At 45.5% G+C, this 20,321-nt stretch carries 7 protein-coding genes; 4 read left to right on the top strand and 3 right to left on the bottom strand.

Annotation, left to right across the window (positions count from 1 at the left end):
• Window positions 1-128 precede the first annotated feature (128 nt).
• The 3 genes from L6475_RS03870 to L6475_RS03860 all read left to right on the top strand — a co-directional run bounded on the left by L6475_RS03870 (window position 129) and on the right by L6475_RS03860 (window position 11,172).
• Entirely contained in the window at window positions 129-4,103 is a 3,975-nt protein-coding gene (locus L6475_RS03870) for a hybrid sensor histidine kinase/response regulator transcription factor (RefSeq protein ID WP_237822681.1), read from the top strand.
• A 221-nt stretch (window positions 4,104-4,324) separates the two neighbouring features.
• Window positions 4,325-9,079: a hypothetical protein gene (locus tag L6475_RS03865; protein WP_237822679.1), complete on the top strand. Its 4,755-nt coding sequence runs from the start codon at window positions 4,325-4,327 to the stop codon at window positions 9,077-9,079.
• An 884-nt stretch (window positions 9,080-9,963) separates the two neighbouring features.
• Window positions 9,964-11,172, top strand: a complete 1,209-nt coding sequence (locus L6475_RS03860; protein ID WP_237822677.1) for an anaerobic sulfatase-maturation protein — start codon at window positions 9,964-9,966, stop codon at window positions 11,170-11,172.
• A gap of 66 nt (window positions 11,173-11,238) precedes the next feature.
• Here the strand turns inward: L6475_RS03860 and L6475_RS03855 are convergent, their stop codons facing one another.
• The 3 genes from L6475_RS03855 to L6475_RS03845 form a co-directional block, all read right to left on the bottom strand.
• On the bottom strand, window positions 11,239-11,430 hold the full coding sequence (locus tag L6475_RS03855; protein ID WP_237822675.1) for a hypothetical protein: 192 nt from the start codon (window positions 11,428-11,430) through the stop codon (window positions 11,239-11,241).
• Between the two features lie 50 nt (window positions 11,431-11,480).
• Entirely contained in the window at window positions 11,481-14,171 is a 2,691-nt protein-coding gene (locus L6475_RS03850) for a hypothetical protein (RefSeq protein ID WP_237822673.1), read from the bottom strand.
• Window positions 14,172-14,937: 766 nt separating this feature from the next.
• Complete coding sequence (locus tag L6475_RS03845) at window positions 14,938-16,014, bottom strand: IS110 family transposase (RefSeq protein WP_237822671.1); 1,077 nt, start codon at window positions 16,012-16,014, stop codon at window positions 14,938-14,940.
• A gap of 1,296 nt (window positions 16,015-17,310) precedes the next feature.
• Between L6475_RS03845 and L6475_RS03840 the strand changes: the two genes are divergently transcribed.
• Window positions 17,311-20,298 (top strand): sulfatase-like hydrolase/transferase, encoded by a 2,988-nt coding sequence (locus L6475_RS03840; protein ID WP_237822669.1) that lies wholly within the window; start codon window positions 17,311-17,313, stop codon window positions 20,296-20,298.
• The last annotated feature ends 23 nt before the right edge of the window (window positions 20,299-20,321 follow it).

Here is a 20,321-nt window from a genome sequence, read left to right as displayed (position 1 = left end):
CATAAACAGGCAAAAAAGGGATAATAATCGTTCGAAAATGAGAAAAAACTGATAAAACAGCCATTTTGAAGTAAATTTTAACAGAAGCTAGAATTGTCGAATAAAACGAAATGCTTAACTTTGACGGCATGAAAAAACAACGTTTCTTTACATTATTATATATATATGTAATGGTCATTGGCATGCTGAAAGCACAATCTGTTGCTTTTTATCAATACACAGCAGCCGATGGACTCAGTGACAACGACGTTCTCTGCGGTCTTCGCGACCGTTACGGATTCATGTGGTTAGGCACCAACAATGGTTTGAACTGCTTTGACGGTACCCAGAACCAGATATTCCGTAACATGGTAGAAGAGAACTCCAGTTTCGAGAACAACACCATCACGGCTCTTTACGAAAACGGAGACGACATCTGGTTTGGCGGTTCTTTTGGCCTTTATGTTTACCACCGAGCCACCAACAGTTTCAGTCGCTTCGACAAAAAGACTGCATACGGGGTCACCATCAGTGCCACGGTTCAAGACATCGTGGGCGCCTCCAACGGTCTTATCTGGATTGGCACACAAGGTCAGGGTCTTTTCATCTACAACACCCAGACAGACCAGCTTACCCAGGACAGTCGCCATGGTGCTTTTATCAGCGACATTCTGGCGGTCGATGACAGTCCTGTGTTCATTGCCACCTTACAAGGCAACATTCTACTATTCAGCCAAAAAGGTGAGTTCATGTTGGAGCACCCTATTCTGAACTATCAGTCAGACAAGAACAACCTTTGTTTGGAACTCATCGGTTTCAATCTTTACATTGGCTGTGAGCGCGGTCTATATACTATTTTGCGTGGAGAGAATGATGTACATCGTGTTTCTGGTGTCAACCTTGGCATCCACTCCATGAAGAAGAAGGGCAGAGAATTACTCTTAGGCACCGATCAGGGAATCTATCTATACAATCCCTCTCAAGACAAGTTGTCGCGTTTTGACAATCCAAACAACAAGACCAACGGACTCAGTGACACAAAAGTCAACAATCTTTTATGGGATAAAGACAGCACACTCTGGGTAATGACCCAAATGGGAGGTGTATGCTATATGCCCGCTTCTCGCAACGATGTGACACTGACCTCCCTAACCGATGGTAGCAATACCCCCATGATCAATACCATCTGCGAGGAAAACAACGGCAATCTTTGGGTAGGCACAGAAAAAGGGCTTTACCTTTACGATGCAGTCAGTCATCGATATACCCCCTACCCCAACCTGCGATATGAAATCAATGCCTTGACTATTGATGGCAGTGATTTATGGATTGGCACCCGTCATGACGGTATCATTGTGCTGAACACCCTCTCCGGTGCCACCCGCCATTATCAGTATTCGGCCAATCGTTCCTATACCATACCCAGCAACGAGATAACCAGTATTCTGCGTACTTCGAGTGGTACTATTTATGTTGGTACCAGTTGGGGACTTTGTCGCTTTGAGCGCAAATCCGAGAATTTCATGTGGTATTTCGGCATCGGTTCTATGACCCACGTCACCTGTCTTGTGGAAGACAAGCAGGGTTGTGTATGGGCAGCCACCAGCAACCACGGACTATTCAAAGAATCAAGGCCCGGTGAAAGTTTTGACAATTTCACCTACCATCACAACCAGCCAAATTCCATTCTCAGCAACAATGTCTCAACCGTCTTCTGCGATCATGATGGCAAGATTTGGGTGGCCTATAGTGGCAGTGGATTGAGTCGTTTTGATGCGGAGAGTCAAGGTTTCGAACATATTGGAGCCGACAATTCTGACATTCAGGAACAGCAGATTTATTTCATCGCTGAAGACATGAGCCATAATCTTTGGATTAGCATTGAGACTGGATTGCTGAAACTAAATGCCGACCGTTCTATCGATCATATCGAGGTATTGCCACCTCACAACGATATGGACCGCATGTCCAAGCCACACAATTCGGTTTGTCTTGCCAGAACGGGTGAACTATTTGCCAGCATCAGCAACATATTGGTTCAGTTCAGTCCAAGCCATGTAAAAATGCAGTCAAAGAAGAATGCTGTCTATATTGTTTCCATCACCTTTCCCTACAAGTCAAGCGAATCGGCTATTTCCGATGACAGCAGTCATCGTTGGCCTCTTAACGATGGAAATATCACCCTTCCTTACTCTGACAACAGTTTTACCCTCCATTTCTCACAACCCAGTTATCATGGCACCGACAAGCACAAGCGCTATGAATATATGATGGAAGGTATTGACAACACCTGGGCAAAAGGCACGAAGAATGCGGAAGCAACCTTCAACAACCTTCCTCCCGGCTCATACGTATTCGTACTGCGTGAGGCAGGCAACACAAATACAGAGCAGTATGCCCGCCTGCAGATCACCATTCTTCCACCTTGGTATCGCACAAATACGGCCTACTTCTTCTATTTCCTGTTAATTGCCGCCATACTCTTCATGGGTCAGCGCCGCTATTCTGAAAAACTGCGCCGTCGTTACAACCGCCGTATGAAGGAGTATCAGGCCGAACAGGAGAAGAACAACTTCGAATCAAAAATTCGTTTCTTTATCAATCTGGTTCACGAAATCCGTACGCCACTTACGCTGATGAGCCTGCCATTGGAAACCATCAGCGACGAGATAGGCAACAACAAGCATATAGCTGCCATACGCCGAAACATGAACTACCTGCTGGGCATTACCAACCAGTTGCTTGATTTCCAAAAGGCAGAGAACGGTCACATGCAGATTAATATGGTTGCTTGTAATGTAGGCAATTTGCTTACCCATGTTTACGAACAGTTTTCCGACGCCATGGAAGTTCAGAACAAGCACATTCAGCTACAGTTGCCTGAACAGCCCATCACCACTACACTGGACATCGACAAGGTTCAGAAAGTGATGATGAACCTCGTAAGTAATGCTACGAAATATGCCAAGTCTGAGATTATCATCCGCTTGGAACAGACTTCACTCGATGCATTGTGTATATCGGTGATTGATGACGGTCCCGGTGTTCCTGTAGGAGAGCGCGAAAAGATTTTTGATCTTTACTATCAGATAGGCAACGATGATGTGGCATCCACCTTAGGAACAGGCCTTGGTTTGTCCTACGCAAAGATGCTGGCACAAGCCCATCATGGTGACCTGAAGGTGAGCGATTCCGTTGGCGGAGGAAGTAACTTCCAACTGATCTTGCCCATCACCAACACCGACAACCAGCCCATCACAGACCACAGCGAGGCCAACTCACTTCAAGAGGCTACCATAGTGGATAATTCTACTGAAGACGACGGTGTATATGGAAAGAGAGACTATCGTATTCTTCTGGTAGAAGACAATGAAGAGCTGTTGCAAATGGCCAGTGATGCCATGAAGTCGTATTTCCATATAGTGAAAGCCCGCGATGGCAAGGAAGCGCTGAAGATGCTACAAAAATACGATATCGATGTGATAGTGAGCGATGTCATGATGCCCAATATGGACGGTACCGAATTATGCCGCCGTGTAAAAGAAGACATCAATTACTCGCACATCCCCGTTATCCTGCTTACTGCCAAGACAAGTGTCGAGGCTAAATTGGAAGGCATGCAGAGTGGTGCCGACATCTATCTGGAGAAGCCGTTCTCTTCTAAACAGTTGTACCTGCAGGTGATGAGTCTGCTACGCATGCGCCAGCAATTCTATGAGCGCATGAGAAACATTGACGGTTTCAACGCTACCGAAGAGAACAACGACTTAGGAATGAACCAGCAGGACATGCTGTTCCTGGAGCGCCTGAAGCAGATGGTCGATGAGAATATGCGCGATGAAGATTTCTCGATTGATATTCTGGCCGAGCAGATGAACATGAGTCGCAGTAGTTTCTACCGCAAGGTTAAAGCCCTCACCGACATGACTCCCATTGAGTATCTGAAAGAACGCCGCCTGGAGCAGTCTGCCGTTTACCTTCGCAAAGGCGATCGCATCACCGAAGTTGCCGAGCGTGTTGGTTTCACCAGTAGCAGTTACTTTGCCAAATGCTTTAAGGCGAAGTACGGTTCATTACCGAAAGACTATCAGACGAACTATCTTGCTTCGAAAGAACAGGAGTAGTCGCAAGAACATCCTATAGGCCCTGACAAGCATTGCGCCTCTTTCAACGCTTGTCAGGGCTTTTTCATGCTTTTTTCTCCCATATTGAACAGTTTTTATCCAAGTTTGAACAGATTTTACTCTTTTCTTTGGATAATTACTGCTATTTTTGCATATTAGATGATTACTTAAAAAAACAATTTTATTACATTTTTAATTACTAACCCTAAAAACTAACAATTATGAGAAGAACATTTACCTATGTGTTAGGGCTGCTATTTGCATCGCTAACATCAAGTGTCTTCGCACAATCGCTGGATGGGAATAAGACCTACACGATTGTGAACAACAACGATGCTACCAAGTTCATGCAGGACAATGGCAACGGTGGCGTTGATCTTGGAGCGAAGAACGACAAATCTTACTGGAAATTCGTAGCGACAGCAAACACCGATTGCTACTACATCCAGAATGCCACCACCGGAAAATACATTCAGGGGTATAACGCCTCTGAGCAGGAAGTGGCCATGGGCGACAATGGTGTAGAGTACTATGTGAAGGCTGATGCCAATGGCAGTTATACCGGAAAGTTCCGTATGTCGTGCACCGCTAACAGTCCTCACGACTTCAGTAATAACACACTGGGCCTAAACTGGAAGAACAACGACAAAGTGCAAAGTTTCGCCTCTGTAGCAGGTGGCAATCCCCGCTCAGCCTGGGCGGTTACCGAAGAGGCTACACTCAATTCTCCTTACACAGGCATAGCTGTTGCTGAAGGAGACTATTTCCTTTATAATGTAGAGACAGGTCTTTGGCTCATGAACAACAACCGTCAGACCGTTGATTGGAACTCGCATGCCGAGTTAGATCCCATTGGCTACGACTTTGGGCTGAAAGCAATCAATGGCGGTTGGCAGATAGACCCAAAAATGGGCGCCAACCACAGCCTGAATGCCAGCAACCTTTATATGGATACTGGAGATGCTGTTACCACTTGGACTTTCGAGCCAAAGACTGTTGCCGGAGTAAGCAACGCTTATACCATAAAGTCTGGTAGTGTGGTATTAGGTGCTACCAATGACAAGTTTATTAGCAAAACGACAAACAACTCAACATGGCAGATTGTAACCAAGGAAGAGCGTCTGACTAAGATGCAGTCACACTATGCCGAGGCATCCGGTACGAATCCAATTGATTTCAGTTGGATGATTCCTGGTGGTCAGTTCAATATTGCTGATGAGCGTGCCATGAGTCTAAATGGCACCTCGGGAATTAGTGCAGGTGCTGCTTTCGTAGCTGGTCAGACACAAGGAAACGGTGTTCGTGAAATATGGAACAACACCGAGGGATTTGATATCAAATATACGCTGACAGGTTTGCCTGCCGGTGTCTATCGCTTTACTGTAAGTGGCTACTATCGCGACGGAGCTGTTGAAAGTATTGGAGAAAAGCATGCTAATAGTACTGAGGTACTGCGTGCTAAAATCTATGCCAACGCTAAGGAGGGGGCTATGATGTCTATCTGTGGCCCAGAACGTACTTCAGCAGGACAAGGCTGTAACAAGCAAACAGGAATTTATTTTGTACCTGATAATATAGGTGATGCAGCTATCGCTACTCGCGAAGGACTCTATGTAAACAATCCTATTAAAGTAGTTATCACTGAAGGTGAACCGCTGACTATTGGTGTCCGTAAAGATGGCGGTTCAGAATGGGACTGGACAATGTTGGACTATTGGAAACTGCAGTACTTCGGACCTGATAATCTGGATCAGTATTTAGCTCTTTTGCAGGCTTCTATTGATGCAGCAACCGCATTTGATAAGACAACGACAACTGATGTGATAGCAGGAGAGTTGCAACAGGCCATTAATGATGCAAAGGCTAAGTTGACATCCACCGACAGTGATGAAATTGAAGCTGCCACTTCAGTATTGGATGCAGCATTGAACAAGGCAAAGAATTTGAATGTGACCATTTTGCGCCAGACAATTCCTCTTGCAAAGGCTGATGGCGTAAACACCAGTGCAGCAGAGAATTTTGTGACAAATGGCACTTCTGCATCAGAAATGGGCAATCTCCTTTCTGCCCTTCGCTTAGCTCGCCGTGTGGCCAATGCCGAGAAGGATAACAATACTTATGCCGGCAATGAACCTGCAGCAGGCGACTTCTACCTGTTGAATGTTGGACAGAAGCGTTTCCTCTGCGGTGGCGACGACTGGGGCGCACATGCTGCTCTCGGATTCCCCGGCATCGTAATCACACTGGAAGCCGATGGTGACAATTTCCACATTAATACTCATCTGCCAAACGGTGGCACTAACGAATATCTGACTTATAACGGCTACTGCGACACAGGTAAAGGTGATACTTGGAAGCTCATTGCACAGGGCGATGGCAAGTATGTCATTGCACGCAGCAATAACGATGCTGCCCTCTTAGGCTATAGCAACAATACCTACAACCGTTTGGATACTGACAAGAACGGTGCCGACAATCCCGACAACCAGTGGATTCTGGTGACCAAGGCACAGCGTGACGCACTTTATGAGGCTGCTGCTAAGGTAACTGACCAGCCTGCAAATGCTGTTGACGTGAGCTATCTGATCAAGTCGCCAAACTTCAGCCAGCGCGAGGATGTCAGCGCATGGACACTGAACAACACCGCTATCTGGGGACGTGGAGACAACCATCCTGACTTTGCCATCGAGGCCTTTAATCAGACCTCTGCCAGTGTAGAACAGACTGTCACAGGACTGAAACCCGGTACCTATCGTTTGAAAGTTCAGGCTTTCTATCGCGATGGTAACTTTAATAAGCAGGCTGAGATTTTGAGTGGCGGCGGTGAGGCACGCCAGTTGGCAACCCTCTATGCCGGAACAAAGAGCGCACTGATTCAGAATGTATCAGGTGGTGCCGACAAGGCTCCTGGCATGGGTAGAAGTTCAATCATTGGCTATATGCCCGACGGTATTGACGATGCCTGTCTGTACTTCCAGAGTGGTCTGTACTGGGCACAGCTGGACAACATCATAGTAACCTCAACAAATCCGTCGATTACCTTCGGTGCCCGCAAAACAGAGAAACTCAATGATGGTGACTGGTTCGTACTTGACAACTTCCGCTTGGAATACTTAGGCGCTTATGTTGACCTGACAGAAGTGAAAAATGCTTTGTCTGCAAAGATTACAGAGGCTACAACAGCAATGACAATCCCTGTAACCTTCTTGAGCAATGCCATCTCTAATGCTGTAACAGCAATGGACGAGTTGCAGGATGCCGACGTTATTGCGAATGCCAATATCGCCCTGACGAATGCCCTCAACAAGTACATTACTGCGAAGAACAATCTTATCACTCTCCAGCAGACCGTTGAGAAAGCCAATGCTGAGGGACTGGATGAGGTTGCCGCACTGGCTACTGCACAAAGTGTTGCTGATGCCGATCAGTTTGTTACTGTAGTGGAGGAGCAATTGAATATCGTACGTGCCGACCGAAAGATCAATGCACTCCGTATAGCCGATGTATATACTGGCACTGCTCCTGCTGAAGGAACGGTTTACCTATATAATATTGGTACTGGCATGTTCCTTGGCATGGGTTCTGACTGGAACACTCATGCAGCTGTTGACCAGGTGGGTATCGAAATCACTCTGGAGGCCGATGGCGACAACTTCAAACTGATCACTGCTCACGGTTCGTTCAATGATGGCGAACATGGACCATACACTGACACAGGCGCTAATACACCATACACATTTGTTGCTGTAGAAGGAAAAGCAAATGTTTATAACATCAAACAGGGCGACCTGCTGATGGGATGGAATCCGAATGCCGCTACCGATGGTAAGAAGTATTGGAACAGCATCTCGAATGTTGCTGGTGCTTCGGCAACAGACGCCAACTTCCAGTGGAAGGTGATTACTGCTGACGAGCGCGAGGCACTGCAGGCTGCTGCTTCTTCTACCAATGCTGTGGATGTGTCTTACAAGATCTCTAATCCAAGTCTTTATCGCAAACCTGGATACGACATGTGGTCAAAGAATGGTGGTGGCGTAGTTCATACCACCGACGATGGCGATGGCAATCGTGCTGCCGACTTTGGTTATGAGTTCTTCAATACCAACGACTTCAGCTTCACACAGACTGTAACCGGTCTGAAGCCTGGTAACTATAGAGTAAGCGTACAAGGTTTCTATCGCGATGGCAATGGTGCTTATCAGGCTGATGTAGTAAACAATGATGGTGAATTGCTGCAGAAGGCTTATCTCACAGCTAATGGCGAAAAGGCATACCTGCCCAATATTGCTTCAGTACTTGATCTGGTTCCTGGACTTACTGACATCCAGGCTACTGACAAGGGTGCATTCCCTAACTGGCCTAACTCTGCTATTGAGTACTTCCAGCATGGTGCATACTGGACAACGGTTGATGTTCTCGTAGGAACTGATGGCGAACTGACCATCGGTGTGAAGAAAGACGAAAAGGCTAACGACAACGACTGGGTTGTTCTTGACAACTTCCGTCTCACCTACCTTGGCCCTGTTGGTATTGCTATTGAAAGCATGAACATCCTTGGCGACTTCACAGGCGGATGGGAATTCCTAGAAACCGGCAAGATGACTCAGGATGCCAATGATCCTGCTATCTGGACACTCGCTATTGAAAACTTCGAGGTGAAAGCCGACAAGACCACACTCGAGTATAAAGCCTCTGCCAACGGTCAGTGGGGCATCTATGAACTGCCTGCACAAGGCAATCAGAACTGGGTATTTGGAACTGACATGTATCCTGTAGGTGTTTACGACCTGTTGTTCACCGCCAACACTAAGGCGAACACACTGACTCTCGTTCCAACATACGACCAGACTGCTACTGGTATCAAGGATGTGAAGAGCACTTCAACCAAGGTTTACTACAACCTGAACGGTCAGAAGGTTCAGAAGGCCACTAAGGGTCTCTACATCCAGGAAGGTAAAAAGGTGGTTATAAAATAACGACCAAAGTCAAATAATTAACGTAACATGTAGAAGGCGTGCCACACATTGGCACGCCTTCTATATTTTGCAAAATCTAAAACTACGTTTCCTTTGTATAACCTCATCGCGAGAAAAGATTTTTGAATTATTTTCTTCTTAGATTTTTCGTTCGATTTTGAGGAGTGAAACGACGACCAAGAGTTTTTGGGCGCTCCGCTTAAAATCTGACGGAAAATCTGTTTTTAAAATCTTTTTTTTCTGTTTTTCTTTTTGTCTGGTGATATTCTGTAAGGATTGCTGTCATGGATGTAGTCTTTTATCTGGGTGCTTGCACACAAGGAAAAGGCTACATCCATGACAGCAGAGACGTAGTCTCAACCAGACAAAAAGGGTTTTGAAGGTTTTGGTTAATAGTACACAGGGGTCTGCAGTGAAGTGACCACCAGATTTCACAGATTAAAAAGCCAGAAGTGTAAATTATTTTGGAGTCCATAACCTGCATTTCTGTGATTCTATCTACAGACTGTTATTTAAAATTTTGGCCATTATTTTTTAAATTTTGGCCAAAATTCTTTCAATAATGGCCAAAATTTATTTCAGCCCTTATTCTATTGACTCCCGAAACGCTGTCAGTTACTGCGTAATGTAATATACCTTTCACTTTAATAGTGCAACGGGGGAAATAAATTATAGCTATAATTATCGGAATTATAGCCATAATCTTCAAAATTATAGCTATAATTTGTTTTAGTTGTTTTGTAGAATGGATGCAACAGTAATGCCGTTTGAACAAAATTTAATAATGTTTGAATAGAAAATCACCTTATTATATAAATATATCTATTATCTTTGCAAAAGATTCAGACTTACAACTATAAAATAACTAACAAACTATCTGACAAATGGCATCGCCCACTTATGCGCCCTTTGCCCGTCCGCTCTATGTGATGACAAAACCCGTAGGCAGCTTGTGCAACCTGCGGTGCAAATATTGTTACTATATAGAAAAAAGCAAATACTACGAGAATGAACCTGCCCGAGACCGCTATAACATGAGCGAACGAACACTCGACGAGTTCATTCGCCAGTACATCGAGGCACAGACTCAGCCACAGGTGCTCTTCACCTGGCACGGCGGCGAACCGCTGATGCGCCCGTTGAGTTTTTATCGTCATGTGCTGGAATTACAGAAAAGGTACGCGCGCGGACGTATCATCGACAACTGTTTGCAGACAAACGGCACCTTGCTCACCGACGAGTGGTGTGAGTTTTTCAGGGAGAACAACTGGCTGATAGGTATCTCTATCGACGGGCCACAGGATTTGCACGATGCCTATCGCCGTGCTCAAGGCGGTCAGCCGTCATGGTTCAAGGTGATGCGCGGCATCCGTCTGCTGCAGAAACACGGGGTGGAATGGAATGCCATGGGCGTGGTGAACGACTTCAATGCCGAATATCCCCTCGATGTGTATCACTTCTATAAGGAAAATGGATGCAAATACATCCAGTTTACCCCGATAGTAGAGAGGGAGGGCTCCCCTGCCCCCTCCGAACGAGGAGAGCATAAGATGTTACCCTTCTCGGTAAGGCCCGGTCAGTATGCCCAATTCTGCAGTGATATTTTCGATGAATGGGTGAAGAACGATGTGGGCCAGACTTATGTGCAGTTGTTCGATTCCACCCTGGCCCGCTGGGTAGGTGAAGAGCCTGGTGTGTGCAGCATGTGCGAAACATGCGGACATGCCTCGGTAATGGAGCACAACGGCGATCTATACTCATGCGACCATTTCGTATATCCACAATACAAACTGGGCAATATCCACCAACAGACCATCACCGGCATGATGTACAGCGAACAGCAAAAACGTTTCGGACTGGCCAAACGCGACAGTCTGCCCCACCAGTGTCAGGTTTGTGAATGGCGGTTTGCCTGCAACGGCGGTTGTCCGAAAGACCGTTTCTGCACAACGGCCGAAGGCGGACCTGGACTGAGCTACCTGTGCAAGGACTTCCAGCAGTTCTTCCATCATGTAGCGCCCTATATGGACTTTATGAAGCAAGAACTGTTGAATGGCCGACCACCCGCCAACGTCATGACTTGGGCAAAATAGAATGGTGGCGGTCCTTCCACACGGATGGGCCGCCACCTCTACTATAGCTTTACTAAAAATCTATATTTAATAATCCACATCTTCGTCATCACCCCAGAAGCTGTCATCAGTGCTACCTCCGTCTTCCCAGAAGTCGCCACCACGTGACTCGATGTCACCGCCACTATACTTCTGACCAACCGCTATCGATGTGGCAATCATCTTAGGCAGTTCAACTCTCGCAACATTTGTTGCCGGTATAATATATATCTTTTTCATGTTTTCTTTTTTATTTAAAAGTGAATACTTAGAACGAATTTGAAAAATAATTATTTCACAATCACCTTCTTACCGTTCTTAATATACAGACCCTTTCTCAGTGAAGAGTTGATGCGCTGTCCCTGCAAGTTGTAAACAGCATTTTCAATGCTTGATTCTGAATTCTCAATTCTTCCTAAGCCAGTGGTCTCATCATCGTCGAACACAATGCTCAAGCGAGCACCAGCAGTAGGAGCATCCAGATAGGCCTTTCCAGCAGGGATAGTAGCACCTTGGTTTGCCAGGCACTGGAACTCGGCAGTACCATTATTGTTCACCAGCACGTAGTAGTCGGCGTTTTTGCTCAGCTCAGTCTCAGTGGTGCAGCCCTTCAGCAGGTTGCCGTCAATAGCAGTACCAGAAGCCACAACGGGGATGGTGATCACAGCACTTGGAGTACCATACAGCGCCAGTCCCTCACCAGCCTTCACGTCGGCTTTGTTCGTTTCGGTCATCTTCACATAGCCGCCAGTAACAGTAGAAGCATAGTAAGCGGTTACGTCACCCGTAGATGCTGTCATAGCTGACAGGTCAAGAGCGTACGGAGAAGCAAAGGTAGTCCAACCAGTAGAGCCGATGGTGGCAGAGACGGTTGAAGGCAACTTCATGATATACACATAGTCGATACCAGCACCATTTTCAGAAGTCGTGGAGTAACCACCCTTTGCTAAAATGTCTGTACTTGCATCAAGAGAGAATAGTGCTTGGTCATCAGTGCCTGAGTTACTGCTCACTACCTTATGAAGAATCAAATTTTCTTCTGTATCATCTGAATTCTTATAAAGGTATGTATGCCTGTCACCAGTTGTTCTACCCAAAGAACGCATATTTGCCTTATAAACACCTTTTTCAAGTGTTGTCAGTTTCGTAGCAGACTCAAAGACTGCTGAAGAACCACCAGACATATAACGTTTAAATGCAGTATATGCAGTTGCACCTGCTACATCTTCTCCCTCAGAGAAATAAACACATTCACCCTCAATGGCATTATAGGTCAGTGTATAATTTGCATTGGCTACAACATTTGTATTAGTGCTCGTCCAATAGCTTGCTGAAGCATTTGCGTCTGTTGAAGAAGCATACTCGTAAAGAGTAGTTCCATCAAGGATATATCTTGGATAGTAATAGGTATAGTCTGCTGTCTCTTTTACAGAAACCTCGTCAACTATCTTTTTATTCTTAGCACCATAATTTGCTGTTACATTAAATGTATATGTTGGACGAGCACTCTTTGTATAAACCAAATTCACCACAGCATCTGAAGTTACTTTAAAAGCATCACCGCCACTTGTATATGTGTATTTAAAGTTATCATCATACATCACAGTTGGATAGTAGTCAGAAGGCTTGAAAGTAGATCCCTTTTCAGGAGTGAAATCTGATGTTCCAGTATATAATGCTGAAATGTCATTGCCCTCGTTGTCCTTGAACGAAAGTGTGATGTTAGCTGTTGTGTTATAGTCGCCCTTCTCTGTCTGGATGAGAAGATTGTCGAATTGACACCTGTATTTTCTATAATTGCAGTTATACTCAGCTCCTACGACAAATTTTGCAACTGGGTTTCTGTTTGTCATAGTTACCGTATGTGTGTTTGTTGTATTATTTGCAGTAGCACAAACTGTCGTTGTTGTAATCTTACCTGTAAGATAATTTAATTCTATGGTAAAATGAACTTTTTTACCCCAGTTTTCACTGCTCCATGCATAATCGATGTCACCTGCATCAAGCCCTAAAGTGTTGTCAACAAATTCCTGCAAATAATGATTCGCTTCTGACCAGCTATTATTGGTCGCTTTCATCGTTACTCTTGCTATATCCGAATTGGAGGCATCTTTCAAATAGAAATAAGAAGTCTTACCATCAGCATTCATCTGTGACAAGGCCATGTCAAATGAAATGGTAACAATGTCTTTTGATCCTGCATATTCTGTTGATGTAATATTAACAGTATTTGCACCATTGCGCAGTCCTAAACGATAATCACCTGCCCCAACTCTAAATTGGTAAGCATTATTAGTAGACATCGTTCCTTTTCCTCCTGTAACGGATGAAGGAGCAGCGTCTTCTGTATCTGCTGTTTTCTCACTTGTAAAGTTACTAAAATTAACTAGCGCATTACAAGTAACAGTTCCAGCCATTTCGGTTGTCTGATTCTGCTGAGTAATCGTCATATATGAAGAACTCTGAGTAAGGAAGAAATTAAGTGTGCCGCTCAGACCTGTTTTTACAAAAGTCATTGTACGAGTTGTGGCACTCTTTGTAACAGCAACATTCACTGTGACGGTAGTACCAGAGCGAACTATCATCAAATTAACAGTTGCCTCATTCTGGAATGTTTTGAAATCTGTAAAATAGTCATCACTTGCAATAAGACCAACACCCCCTGAAACATCATCCCATCTATCTGAGCGCAACTGGAAATAACGATCTCCATCTGCATGTGCTGCTGGAGTATAATTAGAATTTCCGCAGAGTAATTGCCAGTTTTCCCACCAGTTACCAGTTGTAGCGCAATGGTTAGTGAAAGTAACTGTTACTGCACCATCTCCAGTCATAGTCCATACATCAGAAAAGGCGGCTCCCCATGCATCTGATGTACTGGAACCTACATTGTAAGGCACATCTGTAGCCCACGACACATTCACCCCCGCGAGCATACCCACTGCCACGAGGAGTGTTTTTAGAAAATTAGTTTTTTTCATTTTAAAATTGTCAATTGTTTAAATTAGTATATAATTATTTCTGTAGTCAGTAGTATCTAATCAGTAGCCTATAATCTGTAGCTTGCAGTATGTAGTCTATAGTTAGTAGTCTGAAATATAATTCCTTACGATCCAGCACCTCGTTTAGCACGAGAATACAAAATTGGCGCTGCAAAAATATACAAATAATACAGAATGACAAAAAAATACAACAGAAATTACTACTAATTTCTACATTTTGGTCAAAAATCAGAGAAAAAAATCACTTTACACTGCTTCTATATAATATAAATAAGTTGTAGATTGGACGATTGGACAGATTTTCTTTTTTGACTTTTCGTTCGATTTTGAGGAGTGAAACGACGACCAAGAGTTTTTGGGCGTTATGCTTAAAATCTGACGAAAAATCTGTTTTTAAAATCTTTTTTTCTGTTTTTCTTCTATGTTGCATTCCAAATAATTGGAAAATATTTATTGTTTATTAACTGTTTGTTATCAATCGCTTGCGCGAAATGCATTAGTACGATGACTTTTGAAGAAGCCGTAACTATCACCCCAACGCTTACGTTGGGTACAGAATGACTACCGACAACAGACCTACCAGACAAACTTCTATGAGATGAAACGGCAAAGCAAGACCGCCAATCAATTTACTTCTTCAGAATATATAGTAAGACGCAACAATCTTTTTGAAGAGGATGTAGTCAAAGCTACACCTCAAAAAAACGCAGGAGTCGTCTTGTGAAGTTGTCTGATAATCCGTATGTCAATTACCCGTTTGGTATGGTACATATTCCTTTTCATTCTTCAGGACGGAGAAGATGATGTTGGAAAGCTTACGTGCTATCCTCACTATCGCCTCCTGTGGTTCCATCCTCTGTTTGTACTGAAAATATTGCGTTCCAAGTCCCGCATCCTTGCCGATGGTAATCCATGCAGCCTCGATAATCATGGGGCCAAGTTGCTTGTTCCCCCTGAAAGTCTTCTCGCCATGCACGGTCTTCTCACCACTGCTGTGGCTTGTAGGGATCAGTCCAAGGTAGGCGGCAAACTCTTTCTCGTTGTGGAAACGTTTCACGTCACAGACCTCCGTCAGGATGCACATCGTGACTATGATGCCGATTCCGGGGATTGTCCTGAGCAGGTCATGCCTGTGCTTGTATCGTTCTGTCTGGCTCATCTTGCGCAATTGGCGAGTAGCCTCCAGCAATGTTCCTCTAAGGACCTCTACCTGCCTGATGAGCAGGTCAAGCGAAGTTCGTGTATCTGACATCAGCCGCACATCGTTCATCAGCCAGGTGATAAAAGCCCTTGACCAGTGTGTCTGCTTCCTGGAGAATCGTTCAGGGAATTCTACTCCATGACAATGCAGCAGGTGCTTGACTCTCGACTTGTATCCGCTGAGTTGCTTCTGTATTGTCTTGCGTATGCGGACAACAGAGCGATCGTCAATGTACTGCTTCTCTGGAACATAGTTGCCCTTGAGCAGACCTGCCTTCAGAGATCTCGCCAGTTTTACGGCATCCACCCTGTCTGTCTTCATCACCTCTTCATACTGAGTCGTCGGAACATCGGCTGCATGAATCACCATACAGCCAATACCGACTTCCTTCAATGCATAATAAGTGGAGTATCCACTGAAGCCAGACTCATAGACAGCCTGATAATCACCATCCGGGTAATTCTTCTTCAAAAAGTCAAAGAGCTCTTTTGCTGAAGGCTTCTGGGAATGCCTCTTTACAATTCCGACTTCGGGGGCTATTGCCACCTCCCAATTCTTAGCATGGACATCAATTCCTACGAAAATCTTTTGTCCTTTGAAAGAAATTTTGTTCCTTTGCATACTGGTACGGTATTTAATTGTGAAAGTATCTTGTTTTTTGCACTTACAAATATACAATCCAATTATTATCGTACCAAATCTTCTGCCTCTTTTTTTCCTCGCAAAGCCTCTTTTCACGCAACGTGAGATGTAGAGGTTCTCGAAGCGTAGCGAAGAGGTTCTCTGCACCTCACGGTGCGGAATATTTCACTGCCTAAGGACTATCCCCTATCGGCTTATTGGTGTTTCCGACTGCAAACATAGTAACTTTTTGTCTGGTGATATCCTGTAAGGATTGATGGCATGGATGTAGGCTTTTATCTGGGTGCTTGCACACAAGGAAAAGGCTACATCCATGACAGCAGAGACGTAGTCTCAACCAGACAAAAAGGGTTTTGAAGGTTTTGGTTAATAGTACACAGCTGTCTGCAGGTAACCCAAAAATCCGCAAATCAGTTCAATCCGTGTTCGTAAAAATCTCCGGCCGCTGCATAGCGGTTTTTCAGGACCGTAGGTCCGGGTTTTTCATTTTGTGAAATAAAATGGGTTATTTCGGTTTTCTTTAAAAAACGCAGAAGAATACTGTTATTTCTTTTCGACCACGGATTAAACGGATTAAACAGATTTTTTTGCATCTAAAGATGCGAGGATTGAACGGATATTTATAAGATTTTATTATAAGATTTTTCGTTCGATTTTGAGGAGTGAAACGACGACCAAGAGTTTTTGGGCGCTACGCTTAAAATCTGACGAAAAATCTGTTTTTAAAATCCTTTTTTTTCTGTTTTTATGTAATTGAAAACAAGAAACGATTTTTGGAAAAGATTTTCTTATTAGATTTTTCGTTCGATTTTGAGGAGTGAAACGACGACCAAGAGTTTAGGGGGCGCTACGCTTAAAATCTGCCGAAAAATCTGTTTTTAAAATCTTTGCTCCTACTCAGTCGGTTTTTCAGGACCGTAGGTCCGAGGTTTTCCATTTTGTGAAAAAATGGGTAATTTCGGTTTTCTTTCAATTGGCACAGGATTTTGGTTTATAGTACACAGGGGTCTGCAGGTGAACCGAAATCCGTGTTCGAAAATATCTTCTTGGATTAATTATAATAATTATTCTAATTTCTTTCCCACCCAGCTGCGTAGCAGCAAATTGTTGATGTGTACTGGTATGCCGCCAGGAAAAAAATGCAAAAATCTAGTCAACGAAGGAAACTATCTGTTCAAAATGAAAACAGGCGGACATTTTTTGTTGGATAGTGGCAGCCCGTAAGAAATTAAATTGTATCTTTGTCACGAACAATTTACTACAATTCCAATAACTATGACTCAACTCAATTCTAAACAACTACTGCTGTCGGCCACTGCCGCACTGCCGGTACTCGCCGCGGCCCAAGGTCAGCAACCCAATGATGAACGGCCAAACATCATGCTCATCGTAGTCGATGATATGGGCTACTCCGACTTGGAGTGCTTCGGTGGCGAGGTGCATTCTCCCAACCTGAACGGACTGGCAGAACACGGCATGCGCTTCACCCAGTTCTTCAACTCAGGACGCAGTTGTCCATCGCGTGCACAACTGCTCACCGGACGCTATGCCCAGACAGTAGGCATCACAGGCATGGGCCTCAGTCTCACGAAAGACTGTGTCACCATTCCCGAGGTACTGCGTCAGGCAGGCTACCACACCGGTATGAGCGGCAAATGGCACCTGTCACTGACACAGGGAATAGGCAACAACAGCGACCAGATGAAATGGCTGTCGCACCAGAGCACTTTCAACAACCGTCCCTTTGCACCCATCGACACCTATCCCTGCAACCGAGGTTTCGACCAGCACTGGGGTACCATCTGGGGCGTAACCGACCATTTCGATCCCTTCTCACTCGTACATAACGAAGACCCCATCTACACAGAGAGCATTCCCGAAGGTTTCTACTATGCCGACTTCGTAGCCGACAAAGCCATCGACATGATGGACGAGATGACTGCCGACGGCAAACCGTTCTTTATGTATGTGGCTTTCCAGGAGCCTCACTGGCCTGTACAGGCAAAGCCAACGGATATTGCAAAGTACAAAGGAGTGTATGATGACGGCTGGGATGCGCTGAGAGATCGACGTTATAAGAAAATGCAGGAACTCGGACTGATTACGCCCGAACAAGTTCCCGAGGCCACCAATGCCTCTGGCCGTGCCTGGGAAAACGAGAGCGACAAGGCGTTCCAGTCGGCCAACATGGAGGTTCACGCTGCCATGGTGGATTGTGTTGACCAGAATATTGGCCGCATCATCGACGAACTGAAACGCAGGGGTATTTTCGACAACACCCTGATTATCTTCACTTCAGACAATGGAGCATCGAGCGAGAACTACGGCATTGGCGAATTTGACCGCCACGACCGCACCCGCTCAGGACAGATGGTGGTGCACAACGCCCAGAACCCTGGCGGACAGCTCACCTATAACTACTTGCACAACGGATGGGCAGGCGGTGTGAATGCTCCTTTCCGCTATTGGAAGACCACGCAGTTCCACGGCGGAACAGCAGCTCCGACCATTGTACACTGGCCTGCAGGCATGGCTAAAGCCAAGGAGGGTACCATCACATCGCAACCTTGCACGTTCCTGGACGTGATGCCTACCTGTATGGAACTGGCCGGTGCCACCTACCCCACCACCTATAACGGCAATACCATCAAGCCCCTGTGCGATGAAGCACGCAGTTTTGTACCCCTCCTGCAGGAAAAGGACAGCTGGGACGACGAACGTATCATGTTCTGGGAGCATGAGAACGGTAAGGCCGTACGCAAAGGCAACTGGCGCCTCACGGCACTTGCCAATAGCGGATGGCAACTGTTCGACCTGGCCCATGACTATTCGGAGACCAATAACGTGGCAGCCGAATATCCCGACAAGGTTCGTGAACTGAAAACCCTGTGGAACAACTGGGCCAAGAGCGTGGGACTGAGCGTCAGCGAGGACATCGAGGACACACCAAAGGAACTCATTTTCCACTATGATTTTGAAGACAATCTGAACGATGCGTCAAAGAACAACTACACACTGACTCCATCGGCTGCCGGCTTCAGCTATGACGAAGGCGTCTATGGAAAAGGTATTTCGCTGAACGGAAACGCACAATACCTTGACTTCAACCACACAGGCATCGTAAATACTAAAAACACCCAGACAACATTCTGTGCCTGGGTGTTTAATGCCTCAACCGATGCCCCTACCTCTGGCAATCAGCAGGACGGCTACTATTTCCGTGACCAGATAATCCTGGCCCAGAAAGACAATGGAGGTACGGGACGCCTCTACCTCTACGGTCGTGCCGAGACACCTGTAAACGGTGGGGATGCGCGTTTTTTCTACAATAACTTCCTTGGCGCCTCACAAAACCATGCCAACTACGGTTCGCTGGTTCCCGGACAGTGGCAGCACGTGGCCGTGGTTTGCAACCCTGTTGACCTGAGTGTCACCTATTATATAAATGGTGTACGCGACTGCACAGTTTCAGCTCCGTCGTTCGAAGTCTGCACAGGCGGTTTCCGCATTGGTGGTCATAAGGCCAACAAGGACTATTTCAACGGCAAACTCGATGATTTGTATTTTTTCAAGGGCATTCTCTCAGCAGCTGAAATCAAGCAGGTGATGGAAGGTACTTTCGATGTATCCAAATTAGACGGCGGCGAGACTCCCGGTGGCGATCCAGAGCCTTCAGCAGACTGGAAACTCAACGGAAAGTACTACTCCATTCGTAACTTTAGCAACACAGCAGCCTATATGCAGGACCTCAACGATGCCGACAACTACATTCGCTGTGCCGGTGAAGCAGGCGACAATGGCTGCTGGACCTTCGAGAAGACTGCCAACAAGAATTGCTACTACGTGAAGAATGCTGCTACAAACCGATATATGCAGGGTTATACCACAACAACCCAACAGCCTGTATTGATGGGCAGCGAGAAAGCTGAATACTATGTGATAGACCCTTCGGCTGAAGGCGGACGCTATGGTTTTGCCTACACAGGCAATGCCCCCTACGATTTTACTACAGGCACCATCGGACTGAACCTGAAAGGCGAGAGTACCGAAGCCGACTGCTGGGTACAGACCTTTGCTGCTGCCAACGGAACTAACCACCGTTCGTTCTGGACACTTACAGAAGTTCCTACCCCAACAATGATTTCTGATGTTCATTCTAATCAAGGAAACAACCAGAACATTTACGACCTTCAGGGAAGACAGCTCAAGAGCACGACTCGCCCAGGCATGTATATCGTAGATGGAAAGAAAATAGTAAGATAATAAGATAATAACAAATTAACACA

It is taken from the genome of Prevotella sp. E9-3 (assembly GCF_022024015.1).
Taxonomy (GTDB): Bacteria; Bacteroidota; Bacteroidia; order Bacteroidales; family Bacteroidaceae; genus Prevotella.
This window is presented reverse-complemented; position numbering and strand designations above follow the sequence as displayed.

What these genes read in the sequence shown, in the direction of transcription:
- L6475_RS03850 (WP_237822673.1), bottom strand. Translation starts at nt 14,171, where the DNA reads ATGAAAAAAACTAATTTTCTAAAAACACTCCTCGTGGCAGTGGGTATG.
- L6475_RS03860 (WP_237822677.1), top strand. Translation starts at nt 9,964, where the DNA reads ATGGCATCGCCCACTTATGCGCCCTTTGCCCGTCCGCTCTATGTGATG.
- L6475_RS03855 (WP_237822675.1), bottom strand. Translation starts at nt 11,430, where the DNA reads ATGAAAAAGATATATATTATACCGGCAACAAATGTTGCGAGAGTTGAA.
- L6475_RS03870 (WP_237822681.1), top strand. Translation starts at nt 129, where the DNA reads ATGAAAAAACAACGTTTCTTTACATTATTATATATATATGTAATGGTC.
- L6475_RS03865 (WP_237822679.1), top strand. Translation starts at nt 4,325, where the DNA reads ATGAGAAGAACATTTACCTATGTGTTAGGGCTGCTATTTGCATCGCTA.
- L6475_RS03845 (WP_237822671.1), bottom strand. Translation starts at nt 16,014, where the DNA reads ATGCAAAGGAACAAAATTTCTTTCAAAGGACAAAAGATTTTCGTAGGA.
- L6475_RS03840 (WP_237822669.1), top strand. Translation starts at nt 17,311, where the DNA reads ATGACTCAACTCAATTCTAAACAACTACTGCTGTCGGCCACTGCCGCA.